The organism is Psychrobacter sp. NG25, from assembly GCF_015234355.1.
Taxonomy (GTDB): Bacteria; Pseudomonadota; Gammaproteobacteria; order Pseudomonadales; family Moraxellaceae; genus Psychrobacter.
Map to the genome: position 1 here is coordinate 80,507 of NZ_JADGMV010000010.1, position 17,416 is coordinate 97,922.

General features: G+C 42.3%; 14 protein-coding genes. 12 read left to right on the forward strand and 2 right to left on the reverse strand.

What is annotated here, in order from left to right; translation table 11 throughout:
• Positions 1-97: 97 nt before the first annotated feature.
• The 8 genes from IPZ60_RS13590 to IPZ60_RS13625 all read left to right on the forward strand — a co-directional run bounded on the left by IPZ60_RS13590 (position 98) and on the right by IPZ60_RS13625 (position 8,130).
• Positions 98-913, forward strand: a complete 816-nt coding sequence (locus tag IPZ60_RS13590) for a BON domain-containing protein (protein WP_194198261.1) — start codon at positions 98-100, stop codon at positions 911-913.
• A gap of 269 nt (positions 914-1,182) precedes the next feature.
• Positions 1,183-2,193, forward strand: a complete 1,011-nt coding sequence (locus tag IPZ60_RS13595) for an alpha/beta hydrolase (protein WP_194198262.1) — start codon at positions 1,183-1,185, stop codon at positions 2,191-2,193.
• 169 nt (positions 2,194-2,362) lie between these two features.
• The gene (locus tag IPZ60_RS13600) at positions 2,363-2,614 is read left to right on the forward strand and encodes a BolA/IbaG family iron-sulfur metabolism protein (protein WP_320108742.1); all 252 of its coding nucleotides are present in this window, start codon (positions 2,363-2,365) and stop codon (positions 2,612-2,614) included.
• Between the two features lie 103 nt (positions 2,615-2,717).
• Positions 2,718-3,986 (forward strand): UDP-N-acetylglucosamine 1-carboxyvinyltransferase, encoded by a 1,269-nt coding sequence (gene murA, locus IPZ60_RS13605; protein WP_194198263.1) that lies wholly within the window; start codon positions 2,718-2,720, stop codon positions 3,984-3,986.
• A gap of 131 nt (positions 3,987-4,117) precedes the next feature.
• On the forward strand, positions 4,118-4,813 hold the full coding sequence (gene hisG / locus IPZ60_RS13610; protein WP_194198264.1) for an ATP phosphoribosyltransferase: 696 nt from the start codon (positions 4,118-4,120) through the stop codon (positions 4,811-4,813).
• A 216-nt stretch (positions 4,814-5,029) separates the two neighbouring features.
• Positions 5,030-6,325, forward strand: a complete 1,296-nt coding sequence (hisD, locus tag IPZ60_RS13615) for a histidinol dehydrogenase (protein WP_194198265.1) — start codon at positions 5,030-5,032, stop codon at positions 6,323-6,325.
• Positions 6,326-6,411: 86 nt separating this feature from the next.
• Complete coding sequence (gene hisC, locus IPZ60_RS13620; RefSeq protein WP_194198266.1) at positions 6,412-7,524, forward strand: histidinol-phosphate transaminase; 1,113 nt, start codon at positions 6,412-6,414, stop codon at positions 7,522-7,524.
• Positions 7,525-8,130 (forward strand): 2OG-Fe(II) oxygenase, encoded by a 606-nt coding sequence (locus IPZ60_RS13625; RefSeq protein ID WP_194198267.1) that lies wholly within the window; start codon positions 7,525-7,527, stop codon positions 8,128-8,130. It begins immediately after the preceding gene.
• A gap of 259 nt (positions 8,131-8,389) precedes the next feature.
• On the opposite strand, the gene IPZ60_RS13630 is transcribed toward IPZ60_RS13625, so the two are convergent.
• Complete coding sequence (locus IPZ60_RS13630; protein ID WP_194198268.1) at positions 8,390-10,108, reverse strand: anthranilate synthase component I family protein; 1,719 nt, start codon at positions 10,106-10,108, stop codon at positions 8,390-8,392.
• A gap of 3 nt (positions 10,109-10,111) precedes the next feature.
• Positions 10,112-11,347, reverse strand: coding sequence for a beta-ketoacyl-ACP synthase II (locus IPZ60_RS13635; protein ID WP_194198269.1), 1,236 nt, complete (start codon positions 11,345-11,347; stop codon positions 10,112-10,114).
• A gap of 649 nt (positions 11,348-11,996) precedes the next feature.
• On the opposite strand from IPZ60_RS13635, the gene IPZ60_RS13640 reads away from it, so the two are divergent.
• The 4 genes from IPZ60_RS13640 (at position 11,997) to fusA (ending at position 17,134) form a co-directional block, all read left to right on the forward strand.
• On the forward strand, positions 11,997-13,118 hold the full coding sequence (locus IPZ60_RS13640) for an EcsC family protein (RefSeq protein WP_194198270.1): 1,122 nt from the start codon (positions 11,997-11,999) through the stop codon (positions 13,116-13,118).
• Positions 13,119-13,571: 453 nt separating this feature from the next.
• The gene (gene rpsL / locus IPZ60_RS13645) at positions 13,572-13,946 is read left to right on the forward strand and encodes a 30S ribosomal protein S12 (protein ID WP_011281154.1); all 375 of its coding nucleotides are present in this window, start codon (positions 13,572-13,574) and stop codon (positions 13,944-13,946) included.
• 206 nt (positions 13,947-14,152) lie between these two features.
• On the forward strand, positions 14,153-14,626 hold the full coding sequence (gene rpsG / locus IPZ60_RS13650; RefSeq protein WP_110924207.1) for a 30S ribosomal protein S7: 474 nt from the start codon (positions 14,153-14,155) through the stop codon (positions 14,624-14,626).
• 381 nt (positions 14,627-15,007) lie between these two features.
• A complete protein-coding gene (fusA, locus tag IPZ60_RS13655; RefSeq protein ID WP_194198271.1) occupies positions 15,008-17,134 on the forward strand; it encodes an elongation factor G in 2,127 nt (708 codons plus the stop codon).
• The last annotated feature ends 282 nt before the right edge of the window (positions 17,135-17,416 follow it).

A 17,416-nucleotide genomic window follows, 5' to 3' on the forward strand; every position in this document is an offset into this window, starting at 1 on the left:
AATCTAATTGATGACACGCCCTAAAAGCCGTTAGATTGAAATTGCTCAACCCATTAAATTTATATAATTGTCACAATCATGTTCTAAGAGGTAAATCATGACACGGATGCATCTGCGCACTGCTATTTTTGGCTCATCACATCGTACAGCGATTGGCATGATATTACTGTCTAGTATCGCTGTTACTGGCTGTACGACCAACTACCTGACCAATAGCACAGAAGGCACGTACGGTGTGCCGATGACAGAGCGCACTATTCCGCAACGTCTGCTTGATCGCAGTATCGAACACACTGCCAAAATCAATGTCTATGGATTACAAGAAAACCTGCAACAAACCAGCCGTATGGACATTGATAGCTTTAACAGTGAAGTGCTATTGACAGGTGAAGTGCCTACTGAAGCCATCAAAACAGAAATAGAAAAAGTCGTCAGCTCTATGCCTGATGTACGCCGCGTTTATAACGAATTGAACGTCAGTGCCTCAAAAGGTTATAGCTCTACCGTGCAGGATGGTTATATTACTTCCAAACTGTTAGCAAAAGTGGCCGCTAGTGATGGTGTTAGTTCTTCACAGATTAAGGCAGTGAGCGATAACGGTGTGGTTTATATTATGGGACGTATGACACCCACTCAACAGAGTAATCTCATTGATATTGCCAACACGACGGTCGGTGTGACGGAACTGGTATTGCTTACGACGGTTGTAGACGATAGAGGGGTGAAGATAAACGAAGACGATATTATGACTGACAACAATTTGGGCAATGCTGATTCAGTGCCAGTTGTTGAAGGCGCTGTTGCTAACATTGATAGTACTCGTCTAGCAACGCCAGTTATAGTGACAGAAGAGGGCACAACAGGTGAGCAGCCACAATCGAGTCCTTATATCGATCTGTATCAGGGACAGTAGTAGCCATCGCCATTATTTACGAATCAGATAGATAAGTGATGGCTATTAAGCGATCTGATTTTAATGACAAGAAGACTAAACAGTACTAACAGGAAAAACACGATAAATCCTTAGTGAACCAGTAATATATAGACAGTCAGCAATAGAACAGCCCGCCAAATAATAAATGGTACTCTTAATAAATAATGGTAATTTTAGTGAATGATATTTTATAAAGAGGCTGTGATAGTGCTCATCATTGTTTATAAATATAAGAGGGATACTGGTAAATGAAGAATTTCGAGAAACATGTACAACAGAGCGCAAACAGCCATAGCAATACATTCAATGAACAAGCCTCTAATAGCAAAGCGTCTTATAAAAAGCCACGCACGCTCAAATTTACAGGTGCGGGGTTAACCGCAGTGCTAGCAATAGGTGGTATCACGCTAGCATCACAGAGTGCACAAGCTGTATCCCCGCTAGCTATCGTCAATGGCATTACATCGAGTGGTGGTGTTGGCGTTAGTAAAGACATCCTCTACGGTGATGAGCCTTCACAAGATTTAGATATTTATTACCCAAAGCCTTTAGCCAAAGCGATGAAAGCCCAGACTGCGATTAAGGATACTTATCCTATGGTCGTGTTTGTCTATGGTGGATCATGGGAAAACGGTACCAAAGAAGAATATGCTTTCGTGGGTAAGAGTCTGGCGCGAGCAGGCTACGTGACCGCAGTGATTAATTATCGGAAGGCGCCCGAACATCCATATCCTGACTATGTAGAAGACACGGCAAAAGCGATTGCATGGAGCTATAATAATGCCAAAAGCTTGCATGCAGATCCTCAGCGCATGGCCGTTATGGGACAATCAGCTGGCGCGTTCAATGCAGTTGCCGCAGTCTCTAACGAAGATTTCTTAGCACCTTATGGCATCAAACCAAGTGATATCAAAGCAGTTGTTGGCATCGCAGGCCCCTATAGCTATGACTTTAGAAAGTTTGATAGTGCTACTGCTTTTCCTGCCGATGCGACTCCTGATCAAATAATGCCCGACAGACAGTTAAAAGGTGAGCAGCCACCTTATCTATTATTGACTGCTGAAAATGACAAGATTGTCTATGATACCAATACCATTAATATGACCAAAGCACTTAAAGATTATGGCGCAAGGGTTGAGAACGGTGTTATCGAAGGCGCAAGCCATGCCACTAGTATCGGTGCGATGGCGCCACCACTGCGTTGGTTAAACGATGTGCGAGCGCAAGTACTGACATATCTGGATAAAAAGCTGAAGTAGTTTTAAGTACTGATTACTTAAACACTTACTGCTTTTATTGTTCAGCAGGTATTGTATATATAGCTCAGGTTTTCTTATACACAGACAGTGCTGTAAGATGTTCAAACTCTTGTTATAATACCTGCATTCAAAATAAAACCCTTTTTTACCGCTATTAACAGGATATTCTATGAGCATGAATGCTGACGATTTGATTGCCTTTTTACAAACACACTTTCCAGACGCTTTTATTCAAGCTGCCAATCAAGGTAATAAGTTTGATGTACGTGTGGTTGATGCCTGTTTTGAGGGCAAGCGTGCCGTTCAACGTCAACAAGCGATTTATGCATTGGTCAATGATAAGATTGCGAGTGGCGATATTCATGCGCTCAATATTCAAGCATTAACGCCTGCTGAATGGGATATCCAGTCAAAAGGCTAAACCGTTATATATATGATTGAACATTTTAAACTGACCGTTTAGGTGGTTGGTTATAAGTTCAGTTTTCACCATTTTTTACACTCATCGCTAGGTTGTCACCTCTATGGATCAATTTTTAATCACTGGTAGTAGTCGTATCGCAGGGGAAGTTACTATCTCAGGCGCCAAAAATGCCGCGTTGCCGTTACTTGCGGCTATGATATTAGCCGAGACTCCAACGACATTACACAATGTGCCATCGCTACAAGATGTGCGCACATTGATTGAATTGATCGGTGGCATGGGTATCAAAATCCAAAAACAGGGCGATACTGTTACGTGCGATACCAAAGATATCGATAATTTTTATGCACCGTATGATTTGGTTAAAACCATGCGTGCCTCAATTTTGGTATTAGGCCCATTGCTGGCACGTTTTGGCGAAGCAGAAGTGTCATTGCCAGGCGGCTGTGCCATTGGTTCGCGCCCTGTCGATCAGCATCTCAAAGCTTTTGAGGCGATGGGTGCTACGATTAGCGTAGAGAATGGTTATGTCATAGCACAGGCACCAAAAGGTGGCAGGCTAATAGGTTGTAACTTCTCATTTGATATGATTACCGTAGGCGGTACTGAAAACGTAATCATGGCAGCAGCACTTGCCAAAGGCACGACTGTTTTAGGTAACTGTGCATTAGAGCCAGAAGTGGTTGATTTGGCCAATATGCTGGTCGCGATGGGCGCTAAAATAAGCGGTATCGGTACATCAGTCATGACCATCGAAGGTGTTGAACGCTTGCATGGTTGTGAGTATTCAGTTGTACCAGATCGTATCGAGACAGGCTCTTACCTTGCTGGCGCGTTGATGACCCGCGGTGATGTATTGACCAAAAATACATCTGCACTATTATTAACGCCAGTGTTAGAAAAATTTGAAGCCATGGGCGCCGTGATTACCACTGGTGATGATTGGATTCGTGCGCAGATGATGGGTCGTCCAAAGGCTGTTGATATTCGCACCCAGCCACATCCAGGTTTTCCGACTGATATGCAGGCGCAATTGATGGCAATTAGCTGTCTTGCAGATGGCACGAGTACTTTTATCGAAAATATCTTTGAAAATCGCTATATGCATGTCCCTGAGCTTAATCGCTTAGGTGCCTCTATTCAGGTTGATGGTCATACTGCTGTGGTAAAAGGTGTTGAGAAATTTACTGCTGCACCAGTAATGGCGACTGATTTGCGTGCTTCTATGTCATTGGTCATGGCGGCGGCGACTGCTGAAGGCGAAAGCTTGATCGATCGTATTTACCATATTGATCGTGGCTACGAAGACGTTGAAAACAAGCTACGCGCATTGGGTGTGAATATCGAACGTATTAATACCAACGATTAATATTAACTGTCTTATCTAGCACCAGTCCATTCATTACGAATGTGATTGGTGTTAGCACGAAAAGCTTAGTAATATATAACTAAAAGCCCCTTTCAGTGGGGCTGTCAACTGTACATGGATACGATGTCATTATGACTGAAGCAACCAAAGCCTTACCAATCAGCGGTGTATTAAACGAAGTAAACGATGAGTTTTCAGGCTTAACATTGGCATTATCAAAAGGCCGTATTCTAGAAGAAACCATGCCACTGCTACGCGCAGCTGGCGTTGAACTATTAGAAGACCCTGAAGCCTCACGCAAGCTTATTTTCCCAACCTCAAATCCCAATGTGCGTGTATTGATTTTACGTGCCAGCGATGTGCCGACCTATGTAGAACACGGTGCAGCTGATTTTGGTGTGGCAGGTAAAGACGTTTTGCTTGAGCATGGTGCCAATCATGTTTATGAGTTGTTGGATTTGCAAATTGCTCAATGTAAGCTGATGACTGCTGGCGTAAAAGACGCGCCACTGCCAAATCGCCGCCTACGTATCGCCACCAAATACGTCAATGTGGCACGTGCCTACTTTGCCAGCCAAGGTCAGCAAGTAGATGTCATTAAGCTTTACGGCTCGATGGAGCTTGCCCCATTGGTCGGTCTCGGCGATTTGATCGTGGATGTGGTCGATACTGGCAATACTTTACGTGCGAATGGGCTTGAAGCTCGTGATCACATTTGTGATGTTTCATCTCGTCTGATCGTCAATCAAGTCAGCTATAAGCGTAAATTTGCGCTACTTGAGCCGATTTTAGATAGCTTTAAAAACAGTATTGCTAGTGCATCGTAAGCCACTGGCAATCATTGGTAATATAAAGCATGGTTATGCAAATTTTTAAACCAGTTTAGTGCTCTATGATAGATATAGCGTGCTAAACTGGTTTTTTCATCTTTGCTTGTCAGAGAATAAAAGCCCAGTATAATCTGATGTATAAGGCATCAAATTATTGTTAATATTCAATACACGCTACCATTATATTATTCATTTCAGCTATAGGATTAGGTCATGCGCCAACTAAGTACTCAAGATGCCGATTTTGACAGTCAATTAACAGAGCTGCTTGCTTTTGAAACCGTTAATGATGCCGACTTGCTGAAGACCGTTGATGACATCATCGCGCAAGTACGCCATGAGGGCGATAGTGTGGTGCTAGCATTGACTCAGCAATTTGATCAGCATCCAGCGACGACGATGCAAGAGCTAGAGCTATCCAAAGAATCACTTGCTGAGGCATTTGCCAATCTTGATGAGACCGTCAAGACGGCATTGACGACAGCGGCAACACGGGTACAGACATTTCATGAGCGCCAAGTACAAGAGACATGGCAATATGAAGATGAGCTAGGCAATCGTCTCGGTCAAAAAGTCACACCGCTTGATCGTGTAGGTATTTATGTCCCTGGTGGTCTGGCCTCTTATCCATCGTCAGTATTGATGAACGCCATTCCCGCTAAAGTAGCAGGCGTTGCCGAAGTCATTATGGTTGTGCCAGCACCCAAAGGTGTACTAAACCCATTGGTATTAGCAGCAGCGCATTTGGCACAGGTTGATCGTGTCTTTACTATTGGTGGTGCACAAGCTGTGGCCGCATTGGCTTACGGCACCGCAACGATTCCAGCAGTGGATAAAATCACAGGACCGGGCAACAAGTATGTGGCAGCTGCCAAACGTGCAGTATTCGGTCAAGTCGGCATCGATATGATTGCTGGCCCCTCTGAAGTATTGGTTTACGCAGAGGGTGAAGCGCAAGATCGTGCAGATTGGTTGGCGATGGATTTATTGTCACAAGCTGAGCATGACCGTATTGCCCAAGCTATTTTTGTGACGACCAGTGAGCAGCAGTTAGCTGAGGTCGCTGATGAGATCGAAAAAGCATTGGCAGAATTGCCAAAAGCTGACATCGCTCGTGATTCATTGCAAAACCGTGGCGCACTTATTCTAGTCAAAGACCGTCAAGAGGGCATTGCAGTGATCAATCGCGTGGCACCTGAGCATTTAGAGTTGTCAGTAGACAATCCTGATGAGCTGCTCAATGACATTCGTCACGCTGGCGCTATCTTTATGGGTCGTCACACGCCTGAGGCGATTGGTGACTACTGTGCAGGTCCTAACCATGTGTTACCAACTTCAGGCACGGCGCGTTTTTCTTCACCACTAGGTGTCTATGACTTCCAAAAGAAATCATCTATTATTTATTGTAGTGAAGCGGGTAGTAAGCCGTTGGCGGAAACAGCAGATATTTTAGCGCAGCGTGAGGACTTAGATGCCCATGCGCGCTCAGCTCGTTATCGTTATCAGTAATATATTTTGAATACTGTAAAATTTAATTTTGTCATTTATTCTGACATCTTTTTTAATAATTTTTGTGGCTAATAGTAGGATAACTTATGAGTGAATTAAAGATAGACACGAGACTTTGGTCATCTAAAGCACGCAATTTGTCACCTTATACACCAGGTGAGCAGCCGCAACACGACAATTTATGCAAACTAAACACCAATGAAAACCCATTTCCACCTTCTCCAAAAGTAGGGGAAGCCATCGCTAAAGTGTTGGAACGTCAAGCAGATGATTTGCGCTTGTATCCAGCACCTGAGTCTGATGAATTGCGTAGTGCATTGGCAGGGTTATATAACCTCGATGTCAATCAAGTATTCGTCGGTAATGGCTCAGATGAAGTATTGGCATTGGTGTTTGCCAGTTTTTTCCTAAAAGAGCGTCCTGTTTTAGCACCTGATATTAGTTATAGTTTCTATCCGGTATACGCGCATACCTTTGGTATCGAGCTGGTACAAATCGCCTTAGATGCTGATTTTAGTATCAGCCCAGATGCGTATCGTCAGCCTTGTAGCGGTATCATTATCGCCAATCCTAATGCACCAACTGGACTGCTACTATCGCTTGCAGATATCAGTAAGTTGGCTAGTGAGCACTCTAATTCAGTGATTGTGATTGATGAAGCTTATATTGACTTTTCCCAGATAGAAACGGGTAGCTCAGATACTACCGTTTCAGCAATAAGTCTAATCAATGAGCATGATAATATTCTTGTGACGCAGACTTTTTCAAAGTCACGCTCGCTCGCTGGATTGCGTGTCGGTATGGCCTTTGGTAATGCTTCATTGATTGAAGCATTGACCCGTATGAAGAACAGCTTTAATAGCTATCCATTAGACAAGTTAGCGCAAGCGGGTGCGACGGCCAGTGTTTTAGATGTTGAATATTTTGAGAAAACACGTCAGCAAGTTATTGACCTGCGTAAGTCACTCACAGCAGATCTAATAGCCTTGGATTATAAAGTGCTGCCGTCACATGCCAATTTTGTATTTGTGCGTCCAAAAGAGGGCAATGCGAGTGCTGTGGCCAGTGCGTTACGTGAGCAAGGCATTATCGTTCGTCATTTTGACAAACCGCGTATCAATGAGTATTTGCGTATTACGGTTGGTACTGCAGAGCAGAATGAGCGTTTGATAATGGCATTGCGAGCGATGAGTGCATAGATGAAAAATCTGAATGTGATTCGTAGTCGACCATTGATTTGTACCATTGATCACGTTTTCGATGAGCTAGAATGTGAAAAACTCATTAAAAAAAGTGAAGTTCAGCAGTATGAGCAAGCACAAATTACGGTCGGCAACGATCAGTTTCGAACAGATACGAGTGTCCGAAATAATGACCGTATCATATTTGACGATACGGACTTAGCAAAAAGCCTCTTTGAGCAAGTGGCGTGTTATTTGCCAAAAACATGGGATGAAGGTTTATGGGAGTTGTCGGGGCTGAATGAGCGTTTTCGTTATTATCGTTATGGCGAAGGCCAAACGTTTAAACCACACTTTGATGGTGCTTATGAGCAAGGTAAGTTTCATAAAAGCTTCTTAACGCTATTGTTTTATTTGAATGACGACTTCGAAGGTGGCGAGACAAAATTTTATCAATGGCAAGGTGGTTGGTATAATAATGATACGCCTAACTATATTGTTACGCCGAAAAAAGGCCAAGCATTATTGTTTGCACATCTACAGCTTCATGAAGGTGCACCAGTGATATCAGGTGTTAAGTATGTACTACGAACGGATGTCATGTATCGGGCAATATGTCTTTAATAAATGCCTTGAGAATATTGCATGCGCATACTGAAGATGCTGCGAATTAACGAATCTTCGCTGTTGTATTGATATTGACTAATAAAAGTAAAGCCTGCCAACATTGTGTTGAGCAGGCTTTATTTTTTTTACTTCTTAAAACAATATCTATAGTCAAAGAAGTCTAAAATGGATACAAGGCAGCCGACCGAAGATTGTACTAGTAGTACATTTAGGGAGGGTAACGCTGTAGCCGTTTAGTAGTTCTCTGACTATAATCCTATTTGCTCAGATTCTTTTGGGCGAGTACCGACAATAGATTGCCTACTTTATCCAAACATTCTTGGTATTCAGCATCGCAATCAGACGCAACTGTAATACCACCTCCAGCCCATAAGCTGATATATTTTTCTCTATTCAAATCATTATTTGATGAAGCGCTAGCCTGTAGCGTACGAATCAGCACATTCCATTGACCACTACCATCAAAATTCATATAACCCATAGTGCCGCAATAGGCACCACGTGCTGCTGTTTCTAGTTCGGATATAATCTCAACAGCACGTTTTTTTGGTGTACCAGTGATGGAGCCTGCGGGCAAACTGCCAAACAATACTGCCAACGGATGGGTGTCTTCTTTGAGCTCAGCAGTGATGGTGCTGACCATGTGATGCACGTTACTAAAGCTTTCTATTGCAAATAGCTGTGGTACTTTTACGCTGCCAGTTTTGGCATATTTGCCTAAATCATTACGCAATAAATCGACAATCATCACATTTTCAGCACGATCTTTTTCACTATCACTTAGTTGGTTTTTATAGAAGTTATCTTGTTCACTCGTTGCACCACGCGGCATCGTACCTTTAATAGGTTTAGTAATGATGTGATGTTTGCCAGTGTTGGTATCTTTTTTGAAGGTAAAAAACAACTCAGGTGAGCAGCTTAATAATTCAAACGGATTCGTAGGTATATTAGGAGCGTTTGTACTGTCATGCATGCCACGAACCGACAGGTATCCTGCAAAGGGCGCCTGCGTATTAAGATATAGCGTAGGTAAATAATCAATTAGATTAGATGTCGATTGGATATTGCTTGTTTTATGAGAGAGCTGACCACGCCATTCTTGCGTGAGATTGATTTGATAGCAGTCGCCTTGTTGTAAGTAGTCTTGAGTACGGTCAAATGCTTGTTGATAATCATGTTTGTGCCATCTTGCTTGCAATATTAAAGGAGCAGGTTCTAATGACTCAGGGTACTCTTGACTCAGGCATGTATCAGACAATATTTTATCTAGTCTGTCTAGATATGAGATAAGCGCTATGACAGCTTTGTCATTACACTCATCATCAACGGTTTTATCTGAGCGGTTAGCCGTTGTGTTGACGGTTAACTGCCAACCAGTTTTGTTGGTTGCTTTAGGTGACAGGTAAATATCGTAATGACCCAATACCGCACAAGGTTGTGCTGCCAGTTCAATATTGGCAGCTGGACTTAGCTCATGAGCCGCAATGTCATAGCCGATAAAACCTATTAGGCCATGATGATAATTGGGATTTTCAGTGATATCAGTTGTCGATGTTCCGTCATAATCATTAGTCTCATAAGCTTTACTATAAGTCGTTAAGCTATTTTGCCATTCCACATAGCTCATATAGGCCTTCGTAATGACATTACTATTATCAGCATTGTTAGTCGTTTCAATATCACGGCCATGTCGAATAACTTTATAAGTAGCCAATGGCGTATCAGGTAATTGATTATTAGCAGTATTAAAATAGACAGACCAGCTCACCTTAGGAAGTAAGCCGATTACGGGCCGTCCATCGTTATTCAGCCAAACCAGCTGCCAATTTGCTTTAGCATCTTGTGCTAGCAGATAGCGCTGTAAATGTGGCATTAATTCTGCAGCAGGCAGCTCACCAAAACGCCAGCTAGGATTAGTAGCTGGCGATAGGGCAGAATCTGTCTGCTCAGTAGTCTTATGGTTTTTTGCGTGCATCGGTTACGCGTCGAACTTTTTGATGATTAGCGTTGCGTTCGTACCACCAAAGCCAAAGCTGTTACTCATGAGTGTCTCAAGCTCGGTTTCACGCATTTGGGCGACGATATCAAAGCCTTCAGCAGCAGGGTCCAATTCTTCGATATTGATACTTGGTGCGATAAAGCCTTCTTGTAGCATTAATAAGCAGTAGATTAACTCTTGTGCGCCAACTGCACCTAAACTATGACCAGTCATAGATTTGGTTGAGCTGATAGCAGGGACTTTACTGACATCACCACCAAACACTTTAGCAATTGCTTTAAGCTCAGTGATGTCACCTAGCGGTGTGCTGGTACCGTGAGTGTTAATATAATCAACGCTCTCCAAACCAGCTTCGGCTAATGCTTGCTGCATGCAACGTACAGCGCCTTCACCGCTTGGCGCAACCATTTCAGCACCATCAGAACTGGCACCATAACCAACGATTTCAGCTAAAATATTGGCACCGCGCGCTTGTGCATGCTCTAAACTTTCTACGACTACCATCGCGCCACCCGCTGCAATCACAAAACCATCACGGTCTTTGTCATACGCGCGCGAGGATTGTTTAGGCGTGTCATTATATTGAGTACTCATCGCACCCATTGCATCAAACATGCATGATTGAGTCCAATGCTCAGCTTCACTACCACCTGCTAGGACGACATCGGCTTTACCTAGTTGAATAAGCTCGGCAGCATGCCCGATACAATGCGTTGAAGTCGCACAAGCAGAGGAGATAGAGTAGGAGATACCGTGAATTTTTAGACCTGTTGCGAGCGCGGCTGATACTGAGCTGCCCATAGTCTTAGGTACTGCCATTGCGCCGACACCGCGTAGACCTTTCTCACGCATGGCGTCGACAGCAGCGACTACATTTTCTGTTGAAGCGCCGCCAGAGCTGGCAACCACACCGACACGTGGGTTTTGGCTAATCACATCAAGCGACAATCCAGATTGTTTGATGGCATCCAACGCACTAACATAAGCATAGAGACTGGCATCACTAAAAAACCTTTTAAGCTTACGGTCGATAGCAGACGTGTCTAGTACTGATTTATCAATACTACCACTTACCTGTGACTTAAACTGATGCTCAGCATAAGAGTCATTGAACGTAATACCAGACTGTCCTTGCTTAAGAGCAGCGGTAACAGTGGCTAAATCATGTCCGATACAAGAGACAATCCCTGCTCCAGTGATAACAACGCGGCGCATATTCTATTCCTTATAAATAACGATTTTTTGATAATTACTTAATAGATAACTACTGGATAATCGTTTTTAATATCTACTTCTATTATTTGATCTCAAACGTACCACTCTCTCATAACTACAATGTGTCAAAACAGTGTGTTAAAGAAAGAGCATTTTTGAATATCAAATGCTTCTGTTGCAGCTATAATTGCTGTCATAATTAAACGATGTATGGTCTACATATATTGTCTAGTTGTACTGTTTATAAGATGTTTTATAAATTCGAGTACAACTGTACTGTGAATTATGGCACATGATAACGTATCAAGCGTCCAAAATCTTTGTACAAGTGCAAAATAATGACAAAATAGCGTTTAAGGTTAAAGGTTATTTAAAAACTAAATCCATAAAAGGTGATATGAATAGGGCAGTCACCGATACATCTACCAACGACATGTCATGCTGTGCTTAAATTCAACCGAAAAATAAACTTTAACATAGCATCAATTATCGATTAAGTTATACTTTTAGATACAAAGTTTGTTATGGCGATAACATTGTTCGCACTGACACTGAATATAGACATTCGCTAAGATAGCGTATCGATTATAAGCAAAAATCTATTATTATAAAATCAATCAAACTAATTAATCATATAAAGGACATCACGATGGCAAAGCGTAGCATTCTTTCTAAGAGCATTAAAACAGTTGGTTCTCTGACCCGCAACAACTTAGAGCGTATGGGTGCAATCATTGACGGTGTCAATGCTAAGACAAGCAAGCCGCGTCAATACAAAGCGGTTAACTTGGGCGATGAAGATTATCAGGAAGACTTGTTTCGTCAGCAAACACTGAAAGCGACTCAGCAATTGCTAGGGCCACGTTTCGCGACTTATGGCAAATATGCCAAAAAAGTAGTGCCAAACAGTTTTTTTCAGACAACTGTTGATGGGGCTTTTGCGCAAATAGCAACGCTTGCGTCTAACTGGAGTCAGATTGATTTGCCTAGTGAGCATCGTTTTGCAAATATTGCCAATTTAGATGACGAGGAGCGTTATGCGCTAGCCACGGATATTGCCAATCAAAACCGCGCACTTGCGACCATAGGTGGTTTGACAGGTCTAGCAGGTCTGCCCGGATTACTAGCGGATACGTTATGGCTATTACTAGTATCATTACGTACCGTCTATCAATTAGCAGCAGTCTACAACAAACCATTGACAGGCAGTCAAGGTGTCAAAATGGCTTATGAGTTGCTATCAAATGCAGATCTAAGCAAGATGCAAGAAAAACAAGCATTGCTTGCTGGTATCGGTATCGGCAAAGGTTTGCTTGATAATGCTCAAAATAGTGGTTTGCATAATGAGCTCAAAAATCTAGGCCTAAAAAACAAAAACGTTAATTTCTATGCAGAACAGATTGATAATGTTGCCAGTCAGGTTGGCATTGATTTGGATCAAATCAACTTGTCATGGGTACGCCGTTTCCTACCAGCCACAGCTGTCGCCATTGGTATGCACTATAACAGTCAGTTAATTGATGAAGTCATTGGTGTGGCTCAAGCGACTTTCGCACCAGAAGCCAAACTGGCAAATCGTGCAATTACGGATGACAGCAGCAGCGAAGCAAAAGTAGATAAAGCTGCTAGCAACGATGAGCAAGAAAGCACTGGTAGTAATACCGAAGATAGCAATACCAAAAATAAAGAGGGCGTAGATGACAAAGATGAATCATCTGCTAGCCAGTCAAGCGATGAAGCAGATAAGTCTGCTAATAAGCAAAGTAAATAAAGATAATTTGAAGATCTATCTATATTGTGAAATTTTATACAAGGTTGCGCTTATAATTCATTATAGGCCAATCGCTAATTCTTAATATTGGTGGTATTATCTTTTAACTCTTGAAAATTTAGATAATATCGCCATTTACTTATCATAGATGTCTATTTATCACCAAAAATCTTATTCAGACCATATGTGATATTGTTTTTTATGCCACGTTTAGTGACTTATTTTATAGTTGGCTTTTAATTAAAAGCAGCTAAGTAGGTACAGCAACAGGCTGAATGCATATCTATCAAATGTTGTAAAGTACAATCACTCATAAGTGGTTGAAATAGCAGCAACAACTCTTTATAATACACTGTCCTAAAAATGGGTGCTCCGAAAATCTGTCATAAACGTCAGATGGATGGTGCATTACCCCATTTTTTTGTTTTATACCAAACGGGAGAAGGATGCCTCATGGCAACAACTAACCAATTGATTCGTAAAGGTCGCAAAACCATCAAGGAAAAGTCAAAAGTTCCTGCGTTGGAAGCGTGCCCACAGCGTCGCGGCGTATGCACTCGTGTATATACTACGACTCCTAAAAAACCTAACTCAGCCATGCGTAAAGTATGTCGTGTACGTTTGACTTCAGGCTATGAAGTATCAAGCTACATCGGCGGCGAAGGTCATAACCTACAAGAGCACAGTGTTGTTCTTATCCGTGGTGGTCGTGTAAAAGATCTACCAGGTGTACGTTATCACACCGTTCGTGGTGCATTGGATTGCGCAGGCGTTAAAGACCGTAAGCAAGGTCGTTCTAAATATGGTGCTAAGAAGCCTAAAGTTTAATAACTAATCGTTATTAGATAAGCTTTTTATACCAAACATTAACTGTGCATGGGTCTGGTGTTGGCAGTATTATTAAATTAGTAATTCACTGTTAAAACATACCGCCGTGCAGTAAGGCTGACTGACAACTCGATATAACGCCACCTGATTAATAACTGGTGCGAGATTGTGAATGTCAGACACTCCTGAAGACAAGGAAATTTATTATGCCAAGACGTCGCGTCGTTGCTACCCGTGAGATCCTACCGGATCCTAAGTTTGGTAGCCAAACTGTTGCAAAATTCATCAACCATGTAATGAGTCATGGTAAAAAATCTACTGCTGAGCGTATCGTTTACGGTGCACTTGAAACAGTAAGCGAAAAACGTAAAATCGAAGATCCAGTATCTTTCTTCGAAGACGTTTTAGAAAATGTACGCCCAATGGTAGAAGTAAAAGCTCGCCGTGTTGGTGGTGCAACCTACCAAGTACCAATGGAAGTACGCCCCTCCCGTCGTACTGCATTGGCTATGCGTTGGATAGCTGAAGCTGCTGCTAAGCGTTCTGAGAAATCAATGGCACTGCGTTTAGCAGGCGAATTGAATGATGCTGCTGATGGCAAAGGCGCTGCTATGAAAAAGCGTGACGAAGTTCACCGCATGGCAGATGCTAACAAAGCATTCTCTCATTACCGCTTCTAAGCTACTGTTTACTAGTAGCTTTAGACTGGTTGGCTAAAGTCAGCCAGTCTTACACTGTTATTTATTCTATTGATTGCCGCCATCATTTATTTAGTTGCTAATAGCTAAAAGCTATTTACAATTAAGATGGCGGATATCTATCAAGATACTTCTCTAAAAAGACACTATTTAACTAATAATTAGGTTTAACGAGAGAGTATCCCAAATTTGATGCCACACTATTCTTAGTATTTGCTCTTTTTTTGTCCGTATTAGGCTTAATAATCAGTAAGTAATATTACGAAGTTGATTGCTTTGTCATGAAGCTGACCGCTTTGTCATAGAGTATGAGGTAGTGACACAATACATTATTATATACACGACTTTTCCTAGGAAAACACTATGGCTCGTAAAACTCCCCTAAAACGCTATCGCAATATTGGTATCTCAGCGCACATCGATGCTGGTAAGACAACCACTACCGAACGTGTTTTATTCTATACCGGTGTTAGCCACAAAATTGGCGAAGTACATGATGGCGCAGCCACCATGGACTGGATGGAGCAAGAACAAGAGCGTGGTATTACTATCACCTCAGCGGCAACTACTTGCTTTTGGTCAGGTATGGCAAAACAGTTTGATGAACATCGTATCAATATCATTGACACCCCAGGTCACGTTGACTTCACGATCGAAGTTGAACGTTCTATGCGTGTACTTGATGGCGCTTGCATGGTTTACTGTGCAGTAGGCGGCGTTCAGCCACAGTCTGAGACTGTTTGGCGTCAGGCTAACAAATATAAAGTTCCACGTCTTGCATTCGTAAACAAAATGGATCGCGTTGGTGCTGATTTCTATCGTGTTATCGAACAGATCAAAACTCGTCTTGGCGGCAAGCCAGTACCATTGGTTATCCCAATTGGTAAAGAAGAAGATTTTGAAGGTGTTATCGATCTAGTAACCATGAAAGCTATCTATTGGGACGAAGCGTCTCAAGGCATGGAATACGACGAGCGCGATATTCCAACTGAACTACAAGACAAAGCCGCAGAATATCGCGAGTATCTAGTAGAAAGTGCTGCTGAAGCAAACGAAGAGCTCATGAATGAGTATCTAGAAAACGGTGAATTGACTGTAGATCAAATTAACAGCGCTATCCGTGATTTGACTATTGACAACCAAATCATCCCATTGCTTTGTGGTACTGCCTTTAAGAACAAAGGTGTACAGAAGATGTTGGATGCGGTTATTCAGTATCTTCCAGCACCAATGGATGTACCTGCTATCCGCGGTATCCTTGATGACAAAGATGAATCAGAAGGCTTCCGTGAAGCATCTGATGATGTACCGTTCTCAGCTTTAGCATTCAAAATCATGAATGACAAATTCGTTGGTAACTTAACCTTCGTTCGTGTTTATTCAGGTGTTTTGACTCAGGGCAGCAGTGTATATAACCCAGTTAAGATGAAGCGTGAGCGCGTTGGCCGTATCGTACAGATGATGGCTAACTCTCAAGAAGAGTTACAAGAAATTCGTACTGGTGATATCGCTGCATTGGTTGGTATGAAAGACGTAACTACTGGTGATACGCTATGTGATGAGCAAAATGTTATCACGCTTGAGCGCATGGAATTCCCAGATCCAGTTATCAGCCTAGCGGTTGAACCTAAGACCAAAGCTGACCAAGAAAGAATGTCAATCGCTTTAGGTCGTTTGGCTAAAGAAGATCCATCGTTCCGTGTACATACTGACGAAGAATCTGGTCAGACAATCATCAGTGGTATGGGTGAGCTGCATTTAGAAATTCTTGTTGACCGTATGAAGCGTGAATTCAACGTTGAAGCTAACATCGGTGCACCACAGGTTGCTTATCGTGAAACGATTCGTAACACTGTTGAACAAGAAGGCAAGTTCGTACGTCAAACAGGTGGTCGTGGTAAGTTCGGTCATGTTTGGTTACGTCTTGAGCCACTTGATCCAGCTGGCGATACTGAGTATGAATTCGCTGAAGAAGTTGTTGGTGGTACTGTACCAAAAGAATTCCATGGTGCTGTTGATAAAGGTATCCAAGAGCGCATGAAAAACGGCGTACTTGCTGGTTACCCAGTAGTTGGCGTAAAAGCGACCTTGTATGATGGTTCTTATCATGATGTCGATTCTGATGAATTGTCATTCAAGATGGCTGGTTCTATGGCCTTCAGAAAAGGTTTCATGGCAGCTGACCCAGCACTACTTGAGCCAGTAATGAAAGTAGAAGTTGAAACGCCTGAAGATTATATGGGTGACATCATGGGCGATCTTAGCCGTCGTCGTGGTTTAGTACAGGGTATGGAAGACTTACCTGGCGGTACTAAACAGATTCGTGCTGAAGTACCATTAGCGGAAATGTTTGGTTATGCCACACAAATGCGCTCAATGTCACAAGGCCGTGCTACTTATTCAATGGAATTCCAAAAGTACGCTGAGATTCCAAAATCAGTTGCTGCTGAAATCATCTCTAAGTTCAACAATAAAGATGATGACGAGTAAGTAAAAATTTATTAAAGACGGCAATATAGCTAATATCATTATATTGTCATCGAAAAATACGCCAATAACTTGTTAAAAGACTTGTTATTGGCTGTTATTTTCTTATAATATCTGCACATTAGTATGTGTGATTTTTTAACAATTATCTTAATGAGGTCAAGATTGCCTTAGTTGTCGTATTTATACGAGCCAAGCATTTGATCCCAAAAAAAGAGGAAATACCCATGGCAAAGGCCAAGTTTGAACGTCTAAAACCGCATGTCAACGTTGGTACCATCGGAC